This is a genomic window from Pseudomonas sp. D8002 (assembly GCF_013385695.1).
Lineage (GTDB): Bacteria > Pseudomonadota > Gammaproteobacteria > Pseudomonadales > Pseudomonadaceae > Aquipseudomonas.
Genome location: NZ_JACAPM010000032.1, coordinates 335,954 through 352,547, shown reverse-complemented (window position 1 = coordinate 352,547; position 16,594 = coordinate 335,954). Strand labels below are relative to the sequence as shown.

Here is a 16,594-nt window from a genome sequence, read left to right as displayed (position 1 = left end):
GATGACTTTGCCGGACGGATACGGCTATCTATCTCGCGCTGTACGTTGCTTCGCTGACTGACGATCTGGGCGACCGATCCACTCAGTTCGAAGGACGGGATATAGGTTTGCCGGTACTGTCTCCCCAATAGATCATGCTGGGGATGTTTGATCTCGATCAACGCAAGGTTGCCGGTAGCCTTGGCTGCCATTAGGAAGTCGGAATACTGCCCACCCCGACCACTAAAATTCTTACCGCCTACGTAGGGTTGGTCGGCAATTTTCTTAACGGGGTATCCGAAGGCCATGTCGAGAATAAATGGGTTTCCGCTGAGGAAGCTCTGCCATTTCGGCTCCGCAACGTTGCTTTCCATCATTTTTTTATAGACGTCAATGAGCTGGCCAAGGGTGACCAGTTCAATCTCCGCCTTCAGGTTGTAGAGAGTGTGTGGTGCGGATTTCGCCAGGGTAGGGACGCTCTGTTGCGCCAGCTTGACTGCCTGCTGCTGATCATTAGATGAAAGAGTAGGCGTCGCCGACCCCAATGAAACTAAGCTAGCAAGCAGATCCGGAGGTAGCTTTCGTGCCTTGGCTGGGTACAGCTCCGGCGCTGCCTGATGCAGCAAGCTGGTGTAACAGACGAGTTTTTTGTCCGCTGCAGTCTCTCGCTGATGTCGCTGCGTCAATCGATCCAAGCTCTTCTTCAGACGGTCAAGAAGATCAACTCCAATGTAGAACTCGTTGCCCTTAACCTTTGCAGCGTTGCTACCAGTACCGCCGTGCAGGATGAGCGTGTCCACTCCCTCCAACGGACTCAGCGCGTTTACTAGGTATCGGTATTCGTAATGAAAACCTAGGCCGTATCGCCAATCCTTTGATAACCCAGCTGGTATACCGCTAAGCAGCTCATCGACTTCGTACTCATCGGTCGGATGTGTATAAGGCTGGTAAACGGGTCTGGTAATGATGATCGAAGTGATGGCTTCGTACTTGGGCTGAGCGTATTCAGGATGTTCAAACCGAGCATTGATGGGATAAAGAGTCAGATACTCCGGAGCCACCTCCAAAATCAGATGCCAACCAGGCGCATCATCTAACAGAGCGACATCGCTGTAGTAGACACGAGACGTCCCATAGATCTCGTCGCTAATCGACTCATACTCCTCTCCTAATTCGACGGCCTTAAGCTCCTCCTCGGTCAGCACCACTGCGTCACTAAGATCAATACGAAGGAAAGGCCCTCCGTCGGTGCGCTGCTGCATGGCGTATTGAGAGGGGCGCATAGAAGGCATTGGCGATCATCCTTGGTCGTAGGGCATCTTTATAGATCGATTTGGAACTAGGGATGTAATTCCACGATAGGCGACTAGCCATACCCATCTAAAAGGGGATTGGGTCGTCGAATAGTACAGATGCTTTTCTCGGCACTTGCGGAACGATCAAGGGCGACACCACGAAGAGATTGACGATGTCCTCTCTATCCATGAAGAGGATCTGACTCCGCTTGGATTGATCGAGCTTGCCACCGATCCAGTTTCTAGCAGCCTTGGTGATTTCTCCACCCGCGACGATGAAAGCGTGATCGACCAAGACGCGTTTGCTGAGCTCTGAATCAAAGATTTCGTGGCCCAACATCATCAGCACCTGGTTATGGATCTCGGCGACGTTGGCTTGTCCTCCCTTCGTCACTCCGGAGGAATCTAGTTTTCCCTTCTTCACTTGGATGCCAAAGTAGATGACGTGCTGGGTGGGAAGCGTGAACTTCATCCAGATGTCTTTCCCATACTCCAAGGCTTTGTCTTTGTGCCCTGTAGATGTGATCCGAGCGAATCCTAACTGCCTGAACAGAGGAAGCAGGACATGCTCAATCAGATCGTCCTCTGAGCACTGATCAAGGTACAAGATCAGCTGATTTTTCTTCTCAATTTCTGCGGCAGAAAGAGGACGGTGGGGGCTCGCGGATTCATTTCCTATTGCGCCGGTGCGGCAGTGACGCAGATAGCACTGGTCGTCATCTGCAAAGAATGCCTCAAAGCCCTCGCGCTTGATCGCTCCGTTTATTGCCATGAGCGCGTTCAAGCGGGGCGGCTTCTCGTTGAAGGCATCTTCATTATCCATGAGAAGGCGAATCACACGGAGCATTGCATCTGGTGGCATCGACGGATTTGAGCTTGGAAAATCCAGGATTTTTTGAAGGACATCCGCAACCCAGAATCGGCGCGTTGAGCCGTCATGGACGAAATCTGTGTCGGCGTCCCTGAAGAACCGAGTCAAATTGGGGCCGGTGAGGTAGCGGAAATAGCCTTCTGTGTTGTCCCCGCAGATTAGCTCCGCGACTTGCTCTGTCGTGCGCGCTTTCCATTTCATGCTTCGCCCCACTCTTCAGCCCAATCCAAATGGTTGATCCGTGCTCTGATCAGGATAACCCGTTCCCTCGGTACATTGGCGCAAACATGCCGGCAATAATCCTGGCGTCGAGCAAGGCGTGGTGAGGCAGTTCCTCACCCTCGCTAGTCGGAGTAAGTGTCGTTGCGTCAGTAGGAAAGTTACGAACGATTCTGGGCCATCGCCCGCCGTCATAGACTAGATCGCAAAAAAGCTCCCAGTCGTACTGGGGAGCATCAGTGACGATCTCGACCTCCTTTTTGAACGACGTCAGAAACCTGAGCAGCGACATCCTGGCTTCAACAATGGGCAATGCGTAGCTCCCACCCCACAGCTGCGGAAGCACGATTTCCTTAACGAAATCACTGCAGTCTTCTTCTTGCCAAGCATCGAGCAATTCCACGTAGAATTCGCGCCCATCCTCAGCCACCAATGCGAGTGATATCAGCTTCGCAGCCGCCGAGAGCTGGGAAAACTCGCAATCAAGAAAGAGCCTCACTTGCTAGAACTCCGTAATGACTAGGGCTCGCCTGGATATGGCGCAGGAAGGTCAGCTATGGGAAATGGCCCTCGAGCATCTTGGCTCAGACGGACTCCTCCAAGCGGTCATAGAAATGTGGAGCCGCGCCGCCCCTCCACCCAGACCATTGGTTGAACACCTGTCCACCAATGAGGTGAGTCAGGACGTCTTGAGCATACTGAAAATTGCCCAGCAGCGGGTAGGTGCCATCGTGCCAGGTCGAACGCCTGATGCAGGCACAGTCACGCTGTACGCTCGTCACGCTAGCAACTTAGTTGATGGGCTCATTACACTGCTGCCAAAGGCGCAGCTTTCGCGAGCCTTGCGAGGCTCTTGTATTGAAATCGAATTGGGGATTTGACGTCTCCGCAGGCTCCCCGAACACCGGTCAGCAACAATCCTATTAGAACTTGCCCAGCGAAATGCGTCCCTTTGAGATGTTCTATGAGCTCTGATTTAACTGAAGAAGAAATGCGTCATGCCCTTTTCGGCACACCTCAGCCAGAGGAGCAAGTTTCTACGTCGCTAGTGCCGGAGCCCGTGGAAGAAGTTGTGCTCGCCAAACCGCTGGTCGCTCCAGCAGCGAAGAAGAAAGTGGCAAAAGCATTTACGCCTAGGCTGAAGGTCACGCTTCGGGTTGGAAACGAATTCGAGGGGAAGATGCATGAGTTTATCCACGAGGCCGACACGTTGAGCTCGTTGCTTGCTGAGCAGGAGGCTGTGAAGGCTGCTAGGAAAAAGTACAAGTATGTGGAAGTGGTATCGGTTAAATCGATGTAGACGCGCCAACTAATCTGGTTGGGCGAAGGGTCGACCCCTGCCTGGATCATTGATCAACCATCTTGCCTGGCCGAAGGGGCCTTCAGATCGCTCGCGTGTAACTGCTCTTGATGCCATTGGCGCTGATGCTATAGGATCAGAACAGGAGATGGCATTCCTCCTTTAACCGCCTTCGTGCTGATGATGCCTACGTGAACCCTGGACAGGGTGCGTAGGTGTGCCTCCCTGTCCTCCAATTTAGGACAGGATATGATCTTACCCTTCGAGTCTCGATTTCTTCTCTGCACCTGCCCTCCGCCTGTTATTCCATTCAGGTCTGATGAGGTGGGCTCGCCATGCTGAAGTCATTAATCGTCATCGCTGTTGGCGCTTCACTTGGAGCTTGGTTGCGTTGGCTCTTGGGGATGAAGCTGAATGCTCTGTTCCCAACGATTCCTCCAGGTACTGTGGTCGCGAACATGGTTGGGGGTTACATCATCGGCTTGGCCATCGCCTTCTTGGCCGCATCTCCGACCCTAAGCCCAGAGTGGCGTCTCCTGATCATCACGGGCTTCTGTGGTGGGCTTACCACCTTTTCCACATTTTCAGCCGAAACGGTTGCCTTGATTCAGGAAGGCAGACTGCTCTGGGCGCTCGGCTCAATTTCGTTGCACGTCGTAGGTTCGTTAGCGATGACTGCTGCCGGGCTTCTGTCCTACCAAATGATTGGTACTCGCTGAGGAGATCGAAATGAAAGGCTTTATGGTCGTTTTCTTTACTCAACAAAACCGTCGCTATCAGGGAAAGATGCTAGGCGAATGGATCGTCGACGTGGCTAAAGAAATGGGTTTGCGAGGCGCCACGCTCTGCACTGGAATCGAAGGGTTTGGGCACACCGGAAAACTGCATTCATCGCACTTTTTTGAGCTGGCGGATCAACCCACGGAGATTCGCTTGGCAATCACGGAAGATGAGGCAGAACGGTTGTTCACACGACTGGACTCCGAGGAGATATCGGTGTTTTTCACTAAGACGCCAATCGAGATGGGCACCCTTGGAAAAACGCCTTCCAGCGCAGCCCCCTCCACAACTTCGGAGCTATGAACATGAGCTACGCGGACATCCCAGCTGGCAAAGCCATCCCCGATGACTTTTTCACCGTTATCGAGATTCCTGCAAACCACACTCCGATCAAGTACGAAGTGGACAAGCCAAGTGGGCAGATCTTCGTTGACCGCTTCCTCAGCACACCGATGTTCTATCCGGCCAACTACGGGTTTATCCCGAACACGCTGAGCGACGATGGTGATCCGCTGGACGTCCTGGTGGTTTGCCCTTATCCCGTCTCACCTGGCGTTGTCATCCGCAGTCGCCCGGTGGGTGTGATGTACATGACGGACGAAGCTGGTGCGGATGCCAAGGTGATCGCAGTGCCTCATGAAAAACTCAGCTCAATGTACAGCGATGTAAAGGAGTGCTCAGACCTCCCTGCGTTACTCCTCGCACAGATCCAGCATTTTTTCGAAAACTACAAGGCACTGGAGCCGGGTAAGTGGGTGAAGATGGGGCGTTGGGGGAGCGCGGATGAAGCGCGGGAAGAAATTCGCAAGTCGGTAGCAGCGTATATCCCCAAATAGGCTTACTCCAGATTGAAATGCCACAGTCGGAGGATCGCGCTGAGGTGCGGGCATTTATGGTGGGTTTCAGTTGCTTCAATCATCAAATATCCGGGGAACCACACGCCTGTAAGGAATGATCAATGTTCGCTCGCCTATTGAGGATATGCGCTTGGAGCGTGCTCCTGAGTTTCGTGAGCGAGCCTCTGCCGGGGAACAGGCTGGAGGCTGATTAGGGCTTGGTGTAAATCGTTACAGGCTATGTGCCCTGCCGCGTTGGTAAACCTCGGATGTTAAAATAATCGCTTTGGATCAAAGCGTAAGGACACTGATGACTCACAGCAGAACTCCCGCAGAAACCCCTAGAGCAGCCGCGATCCTGGCTCGCTTCCTATCGTCGGAATCCGCTGGCGGTCTCGTACTGATGGGCGCAGCACTCGCGGCCTTAATTGTGGCTAACTCGCCTCTCTCGCAAGGTTATTTTGCCGCCTTGCACAGTGTCTGGCTGGGCATGTCTGTGGAGCATTGGGTCAATGATGGCCTGATGGCTATCTTCTTCCTGATGGTCGGCCTTGAGATCAAAAGGGAGGTTCTGGCAGGCGGGCTATCCACTTGGGGCCAGCGTGCCTTGCCGGGATTTGGTGCTATAGGCGGCATGGTGGTGCCTGCGCTGATCTACATCGCAATCAACTGGGGGAATTCTGAGACCTTGAAGGGGTGGGCTATCCCTGCCGCTACCGACATCGCGTTCGCCCTGGGCGTCTTGTCGCTCCTAGGTAAGCGAGTCCCTACGTCGCTGAAGGTCTTCCTCGCCGCCTTGGCGATCATTGACGACCTGGGTGCTGTAGTCATCATCGCCTTTTTCTACACCACCGGTCTTTCCATGCCGATGTTGCTGGCATCGCTCGTAACCCTGGTCATTCTGATCGCAATGAATCGATTGGGCGTCAGACGATTATTCCCTTATTTGCTGGTCGGCGGTGTGCTGTGGTTCTTCGTGCTGCAGTCGGGAGTGCATGCCACCCTTGCGGGTGTCGCTGTAGCTCTGTGCGTCCCAATGGGCAAGCCTGAAGAGGAAGCCCGGTCTCCACTGCTATTCCTGGAGGAAAAGCTGCACATGTGGGTTGCGTTCGCTGTGGTGCCGATTTTCGGCTTCGCCAATGCGGGCGTTTCACTGGCAGGTATTTCCATGGAGAACCTAGTCGATCCGGTTCCTCTGGGTGTTGCGCTGGGCTTGTTGGTGGGCAAGCAGATTGGCATCTTCCTATTGGCTGCTCTTGCCATTCGTATGGGCCTGGCCAAACTACCAGAAGGCAGCAATTGGGCACAGCTTTACGGCGTTGCGCTCCTGTGTGGCATCGGCTTCACCATGAGCCTGTTCATTGGCAACTTGGCGTTTGCTGGATCAGCTCACCTGATTGACGAGGTAAAAGTCGGCGTGTTGATCGGTTCGACCTTGGCTGCAATCGGTGGAGTCCTGATTTTGCGTCGCAGCGCTGCGCCTGCCGTTGCCACAGCCACTCTATCGAGGTGATTAGAAAATGAGCTGACAGCAGAATTTCTCTCCATCAGAATTTCTGCTGTAGGAGCACCGTCTAACGAAGTGCCATCATTTTGTCGTTAGGATCACGATACAGTGTGCGACGGCATATCGAAGCCGAGATATGCCGGTGAGGGAGGCCGTCGTATTTGGTGTTCTATAGCAGTCATGTGGGGAGTAACGAATCTTGTCAGCCGAGGGACGTTCAAAGGGTGTTACGACTGAGTCCCCATGGATGGTATTTCTGGTATTCCTGCGCCTAGGTCTCACTTCTTTCGGAGGCCCGATTGCACATCTAGCTTACTTTCGCGAAGAATTCGTTGCCCGACGCCAATGGCTGAGCGAGCGCAGTTATGGGGATTTGATTGCCCTGTGCCAATTCTTGCCGGGGCCCGCCAGTAGCCAGGTTGGCATAGGTATAGGACTTTCTCGTGCCGGATTTCCAGGAGCAGTCGCTGCGTGGGCAGGTTTCACATTGCCTTCGGCAATAATCTTGGTTTTATTCGCTCAGGGTATGTCCGCGTGGGGAGGCGCGTTTCCGAGCGGTCTTTTGCACGGTCTTAAAATTGTCGCGGTGGCTGTCGTTGCTCAAGCCGTCTGGGGAATGGGCCGTAGTCTTTGCACTGATGCCCCTCGAATAACCGTCGCCGTGTTTGCGGCTTATGCTGCAATGCTTTGGCCACATGCTTGGGGGCAGATCGGCGTGATTTTCTTCGGTGCCGTCATAGGACTAATGCTCTTCAAAACCGATCAAAGCCAGACTACTGAGTCTTTGCCGATACCGGTGAGCAGGAAAGTCGGTGTGGTGTCGTTGCTGCTGTTCTTCGGCCTGTTAGCTGGCCTGCCATTGCTGGTTCAGTTGTGGCCCTCACAAGCGTTAGCTGTGGTAAACGCCTTTTTCCGCGCCGGGTCATTAGTTTTCGGAGGTGGGCATGTTGTGCTGCCGTTGCTTCAGTCGGCGACCGTGCCGAACGGATGGGTAGCCAATGACACGTTTCTTGCCGGATATGGCTTAGCACAGGCCGTACCAGGCCCACTTTTTACCTTCGCAGCATTTCTTGGCGCGTCCATGAATGCCCAACCTTCTGGTTGGCTCGGGGCTACCGCGTGCGTCGTTGCAATTTTTGCTCCTTCGTTCTTGCTCGTAATCGGCGTGTTGCCATTTTGGGAGCAACTGCGGAAAAGCTTACGCACCCAAGCCGCACTTTCAGGCGTAAACGCAGCAGTTGTAGGCCTTCTCCTGGCAGCCTTGTATAACCCAGTCTGGACGAGCGCCATATTGATTCCTACAGATTTTGGCTTGGCGCTGATAGCGCTTGTGGCTTTGATGTTCTGGAAGGTTCCTACATGGTTGGTCGTCCTGGCGGGAGGTCTTATCGGATGGTTACTCAGCATTTTATTTTGAGGTCGGCTAAGCGATGCCGTCAGGACGGGTCGCTTAGCGCACGCTTACAGTGTTCTGCGTTGTTGATGCAGCCGATGAATTTGATGAGCCGAAGGTGCAGAACTGAGAACATGCATTGCGACCTGAATTTTAGATTTCACACAGCTCGTTTTTTTCAAATGGGCTAATGGCGAAACTGATCCGGGAAAGGTAATTTTCAAACTTTTATTCAGGGACGACTCACATGCCTGTCAGAATTCGAGCTGCAGTGGTTACAGATGCACAGGCAATCCAGCGCATTTATGCTCCCATAGTTTCGAACACGGCGATCTCATTCGAAGAGACCCCGCCAAGCGGTGAGGAGATTGCTCAGCGGATAGCGACGACACTTCAGACGTATCCCTACCTAGTGGCCGAAGAAGGTGGGGAGATCGAGGGCTACGCCTATGCCAGCCAGCACCGCGCACGTCCAGCCTACCGGTGGGCGGTGGACGTGACGGTGTACGTAGCTGAATCGGCTCGCCGTCAGGGCGTTGGCCGTGAGCTCTATGAGACTTTGCTTCCGATCCTTGAAAAACAGTGCTTTCGTGCAGCTTACGCCGGAATTGCTCAGCCCAATGAAGGCAGTGTGGGTCTGCACGAGTCGCTGGGATTCGTCCACATCGGTACATATCCGGAGGTTGGCTTCAAGCTTGGGAAATGGCACGACGTCGGCTACTGGCGGCTCGGACTGTGCCAGGCAACTCCGCCACTGGAGCCTATTCTCTTCCCCGATCTTGAAGTCGTATAAACAGTAGGCGCACTCGATTTGCTTCGCGAGCCATCAGGCTTCGCTTGTGAGATAGCTTTGGACTTGGTTGACTACATCTCGAGCGGAGCGGGTCACTCCGATCAATGTAGCGGAGGCTAGCCCCGTCCAATCGCCGTAGCCCACCAGCCACAGATTAGGTGAAGCAACACTCCGGTTTTCATTCACGGCGACTTTACCGTCATCGTCAACGATACCCAGGTTGCCCAGGTGGTCGAGCGCTGGAGAAAACCCAGTGCACCAGATGACGACATCCACCGCTGTTTCGTCTCCTGATGACCAAACAACGCCTGTTGAAGTGAAGTGCGTGAATGGCCGTACTGCGCTCAATACACCGCGTTCACGAGCGTCCTTCACCGATGGCACCATTACGATGTCGCCCAGCCCCCCAGCGGGTTGTTCAGGCTCCACACCTTCCTGTTGCGCCTTCAATCGAGCAGTAGCTCGTTCGAACAGGACGCGCCCATCAACCTCATCAGGTAGAAACTTTGGAGCCTTTTGAGTTACCCAGATTGCCTGAGCCACTTTAGAAACCTCGGCGTAAATCTGGGCTCCCGAGTTGCCACCACCCACGACAAGGACGGTTTTCCCCTCAAACTCATTCGGCCCAACGTAATGAGCGGAATGAAGCTGCTGCCGTACGAACAACTCCTGTCCGGCATAGCTAGGGGTAAATGGGCGGCTCCAGGTGCCTGTTGCACTGATAACCGCCTTGGCATCCCAGTTTCTATCCCCGGAGACAACCCGTAATCCTTCTTCGATTTTTTCGACACGGGTCACCCTGGTGGATCGGATGATGGGGAAGTCATATCGACGCTCGTACAGAGTCAGATAGTCGATAACATCATCACGGTGAGGCGTTTCTTCTGATACGGCAGGCATCGGCCAGCCCGCAATCGAGCTCCATGCCGATGGAGAGAAGAGTCGCAGCGAGTCCCAGCCATGCCGCCAGGCTCCTCCTGGTGCCGACTCCGCATCGAGCAGCACGTAAGACAAGCCTGACCGCTTCAAAAAATAGGCGACTGTCAGCGCTGATTGACCACCGCCAATGACCACAACATCAAGTTTCGAATTCTGACTCACCAGCATCCTCCAGGCTCAATCGCGGCACCTCACCGTTGTCGTATCAGACTCTGCGACCGTGCTCATCAATGACGACTTGTCCGTCTTCTTTGACGAAGCTGCCGCGCTGCTCCTGCGGTAGAAGGTCGAGGACTGCCTCTGACGGACGACACAAGCGTGTACCCAAGGGCGTCACGACGATGGGGCGATTGATGAGGATAGGGTGAGCCATCATGGCATCGATGAGCTGTTCGTTCGTCAGCGATGCATCGCCCAATCCCAGCTCTTCGTACGGAGTGCCTTTGATACGCAAAAGAGCCCGCACTCCGATACCCATATCCTCTATGAGTCTGACAAGTGTGGTGCGATCAGGCGGGTTCTTCAGGTACTCGATAACCGTCGGTTCTTCCCCGCTGTTACGGATCAACTCCAAGGTGTTGCGAGAGGTGCCGCATTCGGGGTTGTGGTAGATCGTGATCTGGCTCATATCGCTTCCTCGTACTGACGTTAGATGGAGCGCTGGTTGACGCGTTTGGAAAGCTCTTCGGCGGACTCTTTACGCTCGGAGTACCGATCAACCAAATAATCCTGGCGATCCCGCAACAGCAGGGTGAACTTCATCAGCTCTTCCATCACGTCCACGAGACGGTCGTAGTACGAGGACGGCTTCATACGACCTGCCTCGTCGAACTCGGTAAATGCCTTGGCAACCGAAGATTGGTTTGGGATGGTGAACATCCGCATCCATCGGCCCAGTACGCGCAGCTGATTAACCACGTTGAAAGATTGCGAGCCACCGCAGACCTGCATCACTGCAAGGGTCTTTCCTTGCGTAGGTCGTACAGCACCTATCGCCAGCGGAACCCAGTCAATTTGGGCTTTGAATACTGCACTCATGGAGCCGTGACGCTCAGGGGAGCACCACACCTGCCCCTCAGACCATTGCATCAGCTCGCGCAGCTCAGCGACCTTGGGATGTGTATCGGCAGCGTCATCCGGAAGCGGCAGACCCGATGGGTCAAAGATCTTGGTTTCAGCGCCAAACTCATTCAGCAGGCGTGCCGCCTCTTGCGTGACTAACCGGCTGAATGAGCGCTCTCGCGTTGATCCATACAGCAGAAGAATGCGAGGTTTATGGAGCGAAGGCGTGCGAGGCGACAGTTGCTCCAGCGACGGAATGTCGATCAGGTCGGCGTGTACGTTCGGCAATGTGTCTTGCATAAAAACTCCTACGGCGGCGCCAGGTTGGACACCCCCTCGGTTGATCTTTAAAGCGAACCGATGCGATCCAGTTCAGCTTTCAACTGTTCAGCGCTGATGATCTTCAGTGGCAGCGCAAGAAATGCGCTCACGCGCTCGTGAATTTTGGCCAGTGTGGCTTCAAACGCTGCGGTGATCTCGGCTTCCGACCCGCTAGCCTCAGACGGGTCGGCCAGCCCCCAATGCGCTTTCAAAGCGGGCCCGAAGAAGATTGGGCATGCCTCACCCGCAGCCCGGTCACAGACAGTGATCACGATGTCTGGAGGCGAGCCTTCAAAAGCATCCGAAGCCTTGCTGCTCAAGCCCGCCGTGGAGATACTCGCCGCCTCCAGCGTTTGCAATGCCCGTTGATTCACCCGGCCACTGGGAAAGCTTCCTGAGCTGACGGCTTCTACACCCTCGGGCGCCAAGTGGTTGAAAAGCGCCTCGGACAGAATGCTGCGGCAGCTGTTGTGGGTGCACATGAACAAGACTTTCATCAGAAGATTCCTTGATTCAGAAACTGAGGCGCAGTGCCAGGGCGGACAATGTGGCGACGAGGATGGGCACGGTCAGCACGATCCCGGTCTTGAAGTAATAACCCCAACTGATCGTTATGTTTTTCCGGGCGAGCACGTGCAGCCACAACAGAGTTGCCAAGCTCCCAATTGGGGTGATCTTCGGGCCCAAATCGCAGCCGATGATGTTGGCGTAAACCATCGCTTGCTGGACTACACCATCGACTTCAGCGGCATGAATGGATAAGGCGCCTACCAGAACGGTGGGCATGTTGTTCATGATCGAAGACAGCAACGCTGTTAGCAGCCCTGTACCAAGGGACGCGCCCCAAACGCCATAACCGGCGAACACGTTCAGGAACTGCGCGATGTGGTCGGTCAGGCCGGCGTTCTTCAGGCCATAAACAACCAGGTACATACCCAAAGAAAAAATCACCACCTGCCATGGCGCCTCTTTGAGCACCTTGCCTGTGTTGATGGCGTGGCCACGAGCCGCGATGACGTAAAGAATGAATGCACAGACCGCTGCAATGGCGCTGATTGGCACCCCTAATGGCTCAATGACAAAGAAGCCGATCAGCAGTAGTGCCAGCACCCACCAACCGGCTACAAAAGTGGCCCGGTCGTGGATCGCCTCGTCCGGATTGTCCAGTTGGTTGAGGTCATAGGTCTTTGGTAGATCTTTGCGGAAAAACCACAGCAGCATGGCTAATGTCGCCGCCACGCTGACGATGTTTACCGGCACCATGATCGAAGCATATTCGTTGAAGCCGATATCGAAGTAGTCGGCAGAAACGATGTTTACCAGGTTGGAAACCACCAGCGGTAAGCTCGCCGTATCAGCGATAAAACCGGCTGCCATGACGAATGCCAACGTAGCCGCAGGAGAAAAACGCAACGCCAGCAACATCGCGATCACAATGGGTGTGAGGATCAATGCTGCTCCGTCATTGGCGAACAGGGCCGACACCGCTGCGCCCAACAGGACGATAAATGCGAACAGCTTGCGCGTGCTCCCGCCTCCCCATCGGGCCACATGCAGCGCAGCCCACTTGAAAAAACCTGCCTCATCAAGCAGCAGACTAATGATGATGACCGCGATGAAAGTCCCAGTGGCATTCCAGACAATGCGCCAAACCTCTGGTATGTCGGCAAGGGTAACGACACCTGCCAGCAACGCCACGATGGCACCGAACATCGCACTCCAGCCAACCCCAAGCCCCTTGGGTTGCCAGATGACAAGGACGATGGTGGCGATAAAGATCAATACGGCAATCAGCATTTCATTAATCCGGTTAGGCGTGACTCAGCTACACACGGTTTGGTTGATCGGACGGTCGTTCATGCCGCAGAGGCGCTTAGCCTCGGTTTCCAGCCATTGCTGATTGGCGTCTACCACTTCCTTCAAAACTGCAGTCACCCACGCGGGTAAATCAGGATTCAGGCGGTAATACACCCACTGGCCTTGGCGACGATCCAAAAGCAAACCGGCAGAGCGCAGCAGGGCCAGATGACGAGAAATCTTAGGCTGACTCAGGTCGAGTGCTGCCGTTAGCTCGCATACACACAGCTCACCTTCACTCACGACAAGCAGCGAAATTTTTGCTCGGGTGTCATCCGCCAGGCACTTGAATAAGGTGGTGGGGTTCATGGGTTCTGTCATAGATCCTCCAGGTGTTTGGTCTTGACCAAAACGAAGAGCTTGATGCGCTCGTGGATGTCGTGGAGCGTATGGCGAAATGCGCCAGGATCATCGCTAGTTACTGGGTCAGGAAAATCCCAGGCAATGACTTCACCTGCACTGGGCATTGGTAGGCACTCGCTTGCGGATTTATCACAAAGAGTGATTACGTAATCGAATCGATCAGCTTGAAACTCGCTGAGGGACTTGCTGCGCAGGCCCGTTGCATCGACTCCAACTGCCTCCAATGCCTGAGTGGTGCGCGGATCAACCTCAGACGGTTCAGATCCTGCACTGAAGGCCTCGAAGCGCGGGTCGGTGTGCCGCAGCAAAGCCTCTGCAAGCAGGGAGCGGGCTGAGTTGGCAACGCACACGAAAAGCACTTTGATAGCAGGGCTCATGGTGGAACTCGATGCATACGGAAAATCGAATATACGCTTTGGCGAATATCCGGTAAAGCGAATATGATGGCTGCTGTTTCGGCATGTGCCCTAACGTTCCATGCGTGTCGGCATAACGGAGATGAGAGGATGGAGGTGGATATGATGATCCAGGCAACGGAAATAGCCGGAGGGCAGTCGCAGCGCTTTCGCGATGCGCTGAAATTTGCTGACCTTCCAGCAGACGATATTGATCTTCCAGGCCGAACCTTTTTTGAGTTCACACAGGATAGTGAGACGGTCGCATGGGGAGGTTTCGAAACGCATGGTACGGACGGGTTGCTGCGTTCCCTGGTCGTAGTCTCGACATACAGATCGAAAGGGGTCGGTGTCACGGTGCTTAAGATCATTGAAGCGAAAGCCGCCGAGCAGGGAATCGCTCGATTTCATTTGCTGACAACAACTGCTTCAGGCTTTTTTGAACAACAGGGCTATGCAGTAAATCAACGAGATTCTGCGCCGCCTCTGATTTCTCAGACGGAGCAGTTCAGGGGGCTTTGCCCTGGATCGGCTTGCTACATGTGCAAGGCCTTATCTGCGAATGCACGAAAGTAGCTGATCACCTTGATGATGGCTTTTAGCCTCGATGCCAGCTAGATTTGGAGCTTTCTACGATCAAGGAAGGATATGAAAAAGCTCATCGCAGTAATGGGGATCTGTGTCGCACTAGGCGGTTGCGCTACGTCCCACTACACCGCAGGACGAGACTTTCCGTCAGCCAGTGTAGCGAGCATCACCAAAGGCAAAACCACCACTTCAGAACTGAAGTCGCTATTTGGCGAGCCCTACGCCAAGAGCGCCGTCAGCGAGACTGACGAGAAGTGGATCTACACCTACACCAACGGCTCAGCCCATGCTCAAAGCTACGTGGTCACTATGAAGGTGACGACTACGGGCACTCAGAAAACGCTCGACGTCTTGATCCGAAATGACGTGGTCATCAACTACACGTTCAGCGAAGGCCCCGCTCCAGGCAGTACCACTGCGACGAACTAAGTTCGCCACCTTGCCATTGGGCGCCCCACCGCGCTCAGTACGTTGTTGATGGAGCAAGCTCATGGACAGAACATATGCCTTCGTGGATGAGTCCGGGAATTCCGACCTAGATACGTCGAAAGCTGGAAGCTCGGACTTCTTCATCGTGTGCTCCATTCTAGTGGCAGAGAAAGACCTGGAGGCTGCTTATGCCCAAGCTGAAGCGCTCCGCAAGCGGCATTTTCAAACAGGCGAGATCAAATCTAGCAATCTGAAGCCCAAGGATTCAGATCGCCGCGCCCGGATCCTAAACGAGCTAGCCGAGCTGCCATTCAAGCTCTATTTCACCGTCGTTGATAAGTCCCGAATTCACAAAGACGGCGGCCTCCGTATCAAGACCTCGTTCATAAAATACGTGAACGGGTTGCTCTATGAACGCTTGTTCCGCGCATACCCTGACCTCCAGATGATCGTTGACGAGCATGGTGGCCAGGAATTTCAGGAGAGCCTCAAAAGCTACGTTGCAGAACGATTCGTGGACGACCTATTTGGCGATAAGGATGCCTTCCAGACGATGGCCAGTAAGGACAACGTTTTGGTTCAGGTTGCAGATTTCTTCGCTGGCTCAGTCGCTCAGATCTACGAAGAGAAAGCTTCGGAAGAAGCTGTTCTTGCCTACAAGAAAATCCTCCGCAGCCTGACTCTTGGAATGCTTGAGTGGCCATCCAAGTACCAGTCTCTTCTGCCGCCGCCGACGGATGAATCTGGGTATGCAGACTACCAGGTACACCAAGAAGCTCTCCGCCAGGCCGACCGCTTTAGCGAGCGCGTTGGTAAGCACCCCGATGAAGATGAGCGACTGCAGCTAAGCATCTTGAGGTTCTTGAGATTCCAGAGCGAATTCGTCACCAAGGATTACGTGCTGACTACGGAGATCATGGCCCATCTAAAAGATAGCGGACTGGGAGAGGTCAACGGCCAGAGAGTCCGCTCCAGTGGCATTGCCAAACTCCGCGATGCGGACGTCATCATCACAAGTGCGGCGAAGGGTTACAAAATCCCCCAGACACGTGCGGACATCAACGACTTCCTAGAGCGGGCATCCGGCATCGTCGTCCCTCTTCTCGACCGCGTTAAAAAAGCGCGCGATGTGTATCGGCTGAGCAGTCGAGGAGAATATGACATCGTCACTGCCAACCTTGCTGAGCTAGCCAAGCTGCTCGCTGCGCTCGAGGCTTTTGCAGATGACTGAACTCAGTCATGGCAACGAACCTCAGCAGGCTGCACTGATCCAGGATGAAATCCTAGAGATCTGAAAGAAGCCAAGGTGCTCGCGCGTAGATTCTATCGCCTGACCGGCAAGCCGCTGGGCGTGACAGGCGAGGTCGCAGAGTACGAAGCTGCTACTAGACTCGGCATGTTACTACATCCTGCAAGGCAGGCAGGTTACGACGCTACAGAGACGCTGGAAGATGGCATCGCGAGAATCCAGATCAAGGGCCGCTGTATCCTGAACCCGCTAAAGATTACGGGCCGTATGGGCGCAATTGATCTCACCACGGCAGACGATCTCTTTGCCGATGCTGAAAGGCAGGGAATGGCCCCGACCAGAACCATGAGGTTCGACTTGATTCTGACCCCTGCTCAATTAAGCCAGTCTAGACACGCCGAAGCTTCGACATGATGAC

General features: G+C 54.3%; 21 protein-coding genes and 1 riboswitch. Of the genes, 11 read left to right on the top strand and 10 right to left on the bottom strand.

All coding sequences use genetic code 11. The features are described 5' to 3' along the window. From HX807_RS19680 to HX807_RS19670, 3 genes are all read right to left on the bottom strand, one after another. A partial coding sequence (locus HX807_RS19680) for a Shedu anti-phage system protein SduA domain-containing protein (RefSeq protein ID WP_177050783.1) occupies positions 1 to 1,271 on the bottom strand: 1,271 nt, incomplete at its 3' end. A gap of 88 nt (positions 1,272 to 1,359) precedes the next feature. Next, entirely contained in the window at positions 1,360 to 2,346 is a 987-nt protein-coding gene (locus HX807_RS19675; protein WP_177050781.1) for a hypothetical protein, read from the bottom strand. A 49-nt stretch (positions 2,347 to 2,395) separates the two neighbouring features. Then, the gene (locus tag HX807_RS19670; protein WP_169905806.1) at positions 2,396 to 2,863 is read right to left on the bottom strand and encodes a 3'-5' exoribonuclease; all 468 of its coding nucleotides are present in this window, start codon (positions 2,861 to 2,863) and stop codon (positions 2,396 to 2,398) included. Between the two features lie 465 nt (positions 2,864 to 3,328). On the opposite strand from HX807_RS19670, the gene HX807_RS19665 reads away from it, so the two are divergent. From HX807_RS19665 to HX807_RS19635, 7 genes are all read left to right on the top strand, one after another. After that, a complete protein-coding gene (locus HX807_RS19665; protein WP_055135308.1) occupies positions 3,329 to 3,664 on the top strand; it encodes a hypothetical protein in 336 nt (111 codons plus the stop codon). Between the two features lie 135 nt (positions 3,665 to 3,799). Next, positions 3,800 to 3,861: riboswitch (Fluoride riboswitch) on the top strand. A 138-nt stretch (positions 3,862 to 3,999) separates the two neighbouring features. Beyond that, positions 4,000 to 4,383 carry a fluoride efflux transporter CrcB gene (crcB, locus tag HX807_RS19660; protein WP_055135309.1) on the top strand — a complete coding sequence of 128 codons (384 nt, stop codon included), beginning with the start codon at positions 4,000 to 4,002 and terminating at the stop codon, positions 4,381 to 4,383. A 10-nt stretch (positions 4,384 to 4,393) separates the two neighbouring features. After that, the gene (locus HX807_RS19655; RefSeq protein WP_008438039.1) at positions 4,394 to 4,747 is read left to right on the top strand and encodes a DUF190 domain-containing protein; all 354 of its coding nucleotides are present in this window, start codon (positions 4,394 to 4,396) and stop codon (positions 4,745 to 4,747) included. 2 nt (positions 4,748 to 4,749) lie between these two features. After that, positions 4,750 to 5,280, top strand: coding sequence for an inorganic diphosphatase (gene ppa, locus HX807_RS19650; RefSeq protein WP_055135310.1), 531 nt, complete (start codon positions 4,750 to 4,752; stop codon positions 5,278 to 5,280). Positions 5,281 to 5,590: 310 nt separating this feature from the next. Further along, positions 5,591 to 6,793 (top strand): Na+/H+ antiporter NhaA, encoded by a 1,203-nt coding sequence (nhaA, locus tag HX807_RS19645; RefSeq protein WP_055135311.1) that lies wholly within the window; start codon positions 5,591 to 5,593, stop codon positions 6,791 to 6,793. A gap of 241 nt (positions 6,794 to 7,034) precedes the next feature. Continuing rightward, on the top strand, positions 7,035 to 8,204 hold the full coding sequence (gene chrA, locus HX807_RS19640; RefSeq protein ID WP_159936671.1) for a chromate efflux transporter: 1,170 nt from the start codon (positions 7,035 to 7,037) through the stop codon (positions 8,202 to 8,204). A gap of 223 nt (positions 8,205 to 8,427) precedes the next feature. Continuing rightward, positions 8,428 to 8,973 (top strand): arsinothricin resistance N-acetyltransferase ArsN1 family B, encoded by a 546-nt coding sequence (locus HX807_RS19635; protein WP_055135313.1) that lies wholly within the window; start codon positions 8,428 to 8,430, stop codon positions 8,971 to 8,973. Positions 8,974 to 9,006: 33 nt separating this feature from the next. On the opposite strand, the gene HX807_RS19630 is transcribed toward HX807_RS19635, so the two are convergent. Genes HX807_RS19630 through HX807_RS19600 form a run of 7 tightly spaced genes read right to left on the bottom strand, consistent with a single transcriptional unit; the run spans position 9,007 to position 13,892 of the window. Then, positions 9,007 to 10,080 carry an ArsO family NAD(P)H-dependent flavin-containing monooxygenase gene (locus HX807_RS19630; protein ID WP_177015393.1) on the bottom strand — a complete coding sequence of 358 codons (1,074 nt, stop codon included), beginning with the start codon at positions 10,078 to 10,080 and terminating at the stop codon, positions 9,007 to 9,009. A gap of 37 nt (positions 10,081 to 10,117) precedes the next feature. Next, positions 10,118 to 10,540 carry an arsenate reductase (glutaredoxin) gene (arsC, locus tag HX807_RS19625; protein ID WP_007247287.1) on the bottom strand — a complete coding sequence of 141 codons (423 nt, stop codon included), beginning with the start codon at positions 10,538 to 10,540 and terminating at the stop codon, positions 10,118 to 10,120. 20 nt (positions 10,541 to 10,560) lie between these two features. After that, a complete protein-coding gene (gene arsH, locus HX807_RS19620; protein ID WP_038443860.1) occupies positions 10,561 to 11,274 on the bottom strand; it encodes an arsenical resistance protein ArsH in 714 nt (237 codons plus the stop codon). A gap of 47 nt (positions 11,275 to 11,321) precedes the next feature. Beyond that, positions 11,322 to 11,792, bottom strand: coding sequence for an arsenate reductase ArsC (locus tag HX807_RS19615; protein WP_177015392.1), 471 nt, complete (start codon positions 11,790 to 11,792; stop codon positions 11,322 to 11,324). Between the two features lie 16 nt (positions 11,793 to 11,808). Further along, the gene (locus HX807_RS19610) at positions 11,809 to 13,092 is read right to left on the bottom strand and encodes an arsenic transporter (protein ID WP_177015391.1); all 1,284 of its coding nucleotides are present in this window, start codon (positions 13,090 to 13,092) and stop codon (positions 11,809 to 11,811) included. 24 nt (positions 13,093 to 13,116) lie between these two features. After that, on the bottom strand, positions 13,117 to 13,473 hold the full coding sequence (locus tag HX807_RS19605; RefSeq protein ID WP_175385216.1) for a metalloregulator ArsR/SmtB family transcription factor: 357 nt from the start codon (positions 13,471 to 13,473) through the stop codon (positions 13,117 to 13,119). Further along, on the bottom strand, positions 13,470 to 13,892 hold the full coding sequence (locus HX807_RS19600; RefSeq protein ID WP_177015390.1) for an arsenate reductase ArsC: 423 nt from the start codon (positions 13,890 to 13,892) through the stop codon (positions 13,470 to 13,472). Before HX807_RS19600 ends, HX807_RS19605 begins: the two co-directional genes overlap by 4 nt. A 141-nt stretch (positions 13,893 to 14,033) precedes the next feature. On the opposite strand from HX807_RS19600, the gene arsN2 reads away from it, so the two are divergent. From arsN2 to HX807_RS31720, 4 genes are all read left to right on the top strand, one after another. Next, a complete protein-coding gene (gene arsN2 / locus HX807_RS19595; protein WP_226298246.1) occupies positions 14,034 to 14,486 on the top strand; it encodes an arsenic resistance N-acetyltransferase ArsN2 in 453 nt (150 codons plus the stop codon). Between the two features lie 72 nt (positions 14,487 to 14,558). Then, complete coding sequence (locus HX807_RS19590; protein WP_177015388.1) at positions 14,559 to 14,927, top strand: hypothetical protein; 369 nt, start codon at positions 14,559 to 14,561, stop codon at positions 14,925 to 14,927. Positions 14,928 to 14,988: 61 nt separating this feature from the next. Continuing rightward, a complete protein-coding gene (locus HX807_RS19585) occupies positions 14,989 to 16,158 on the top strand; it encodes a DUF3800 domain-containing protein (RefSeq protein ID WP_177015387.1) in 1,170 nt (389 codons plus the stop codon). A 75-nt stretch (positions 16,159 to 16,233) separates the two neighbouring features. After that, a complete protein-coding gene (locus HX807_RS31720; RefSeq protein ID WP_226298247.1) occupies positions 16,234 to 16,590 on the top strand; it encodes a hypothetical protein in 357 nt (118 codons plus the stop codon). The last annotated feature ends 4 nt before the right edge of the window (positions 16,591 to 16,594 follow it).

What these genes read in the sequence shown, in the direction of transcription:
- HX807_RS19590 (WP_177015388.1), top strand. Translation starts at nt 14,559, where the DNA reads ATGAAAAAGCTCATCGCAGTAATGGGGATCTGTGTCGCACTAGGCGGT.
- crcB (WP_055135309.1), top strand. Translation starts at nt 4,000, where the DNA reads ATGCTGAAGTCATTAATCGTCATCGCTGTTGGCGCTTCACTTGGAGCT.
- HX807_RS19635 (WP_055135313.1), top strand. Translation starts at nt 8,428, where the DNA reads ATGCCTGTCAGAATTCGAGCTGCAGTGGTTACAGATGCACAGGCAATC.
- HX807_RS19665 (WP_055135308.1), top strand. Translation starts at nt 3,329, where the DNA reads ATGAGCTCTGATTTAACTGAAGAAGAAATGCGTCATGCCCTTTTCGGC.
- HX807_RS19600 (WP_177015390.1), bottom strand. Translation starts at nt 13,892, where the DNA reads ATGAGCCCTGCTATCAAAGTGCTTTTCGTGTGCGTTGCCAACTCAGCC.
- HX807_RS19655 (WP_008438039.1), top strand. Translation starts at nt 4,394, where the DNA reads ATGAAAGGCTTTATGGTCGTTTTCTTTACTCAACAAAACCGTCGCTAT.
- HX807_RS19585 (WP_177015387.1), top strand. Translation starts at nt 14,989, where the DNA reads ATGGACAGAACATATGCCTTCGTGGATGAGTCCGGGAATTCCGACCTA.
- nhaA (WP_055135311.1), top strand. Translation starts at nt 5,591, where the DNA reads ATGACTCACAGCAGAACTCCCGCAGAAACCCCTAGAGCAGCCGCGATC.
- HX807_RS19605 (WP_175385216.1), bottom strand. Translation starts at nt 13,473, where the DNA reads ATGACAGAACCCATGAACCCCACCACCTTATTCAAGTGCCTGGCGGAT.
- HX807_RS19610 (WP_177015391.1), bottom strand. Translation starts at nt 13,092, where the DNA reads ATGCTGATTGCCGTATTGATCTTTATCGCCACCATCGTCCTTGTCATC.
- arsN2 (WP_226298246.1), top strand. Translation starts at nt 14,034, where the DNA reads ATGATGATCCAGGCAACGGAAATAGCCGGAGGGCAGTCGCAGCGCTTT.
- ppa (WP_055135310.1), top strand. Translation starts at nt 4,750, where the DNA reads ATGAGCTACGCGGACATCCCAGCTGGCAAAGCCATCCCCGATGACTTT.
- chrA (WP_159936671.1), top strand. Translation starts at nt 7,035, where the DNA reads ATGGTATTTCTGGTATTCCTGCGCCTAGGTCTCACTTCTTTCGGAGGC.
- arsH (WP_038443860.1), bottom strand. Translation starts at nt 11,274, where the DNA reads ATGCAAGACACATTGCCGAACGTACACGCCGACCTGATCGACATTCCG.
- arsC (WP_007247287.1), bottom strand. Translation starts at nt 10,540, where the DNA reads ATGAGCCAGATCACGATCTACCACAACCCCGAATGCGGCACCTCTCGC.
- HX807_RS19615 (WP_177015392.1), bottom strand. Translation starts at nt 11,792, where the DNA reads ATGAAAGTCTTGTTCATGTGCACCCACAACAGCTGCCGCAGCATTCTG.
- HX807_RS19675 (WP_177050781.1), bottom strand. Translation starts at nt 2,346, where the DNA reads ATGAAATGGAAAGCGCGCACGACAGAGCAAGTCGCGGAGCTAATCTGC.
- HX807_RS19630 (WP_177015393.1), bottom strand. Translation starts at nt 10,080, where the DNA reads ATGCTGGTGAGTCAGAATTCGAAACTTGATGTTGTGGTCATTGGCGGT.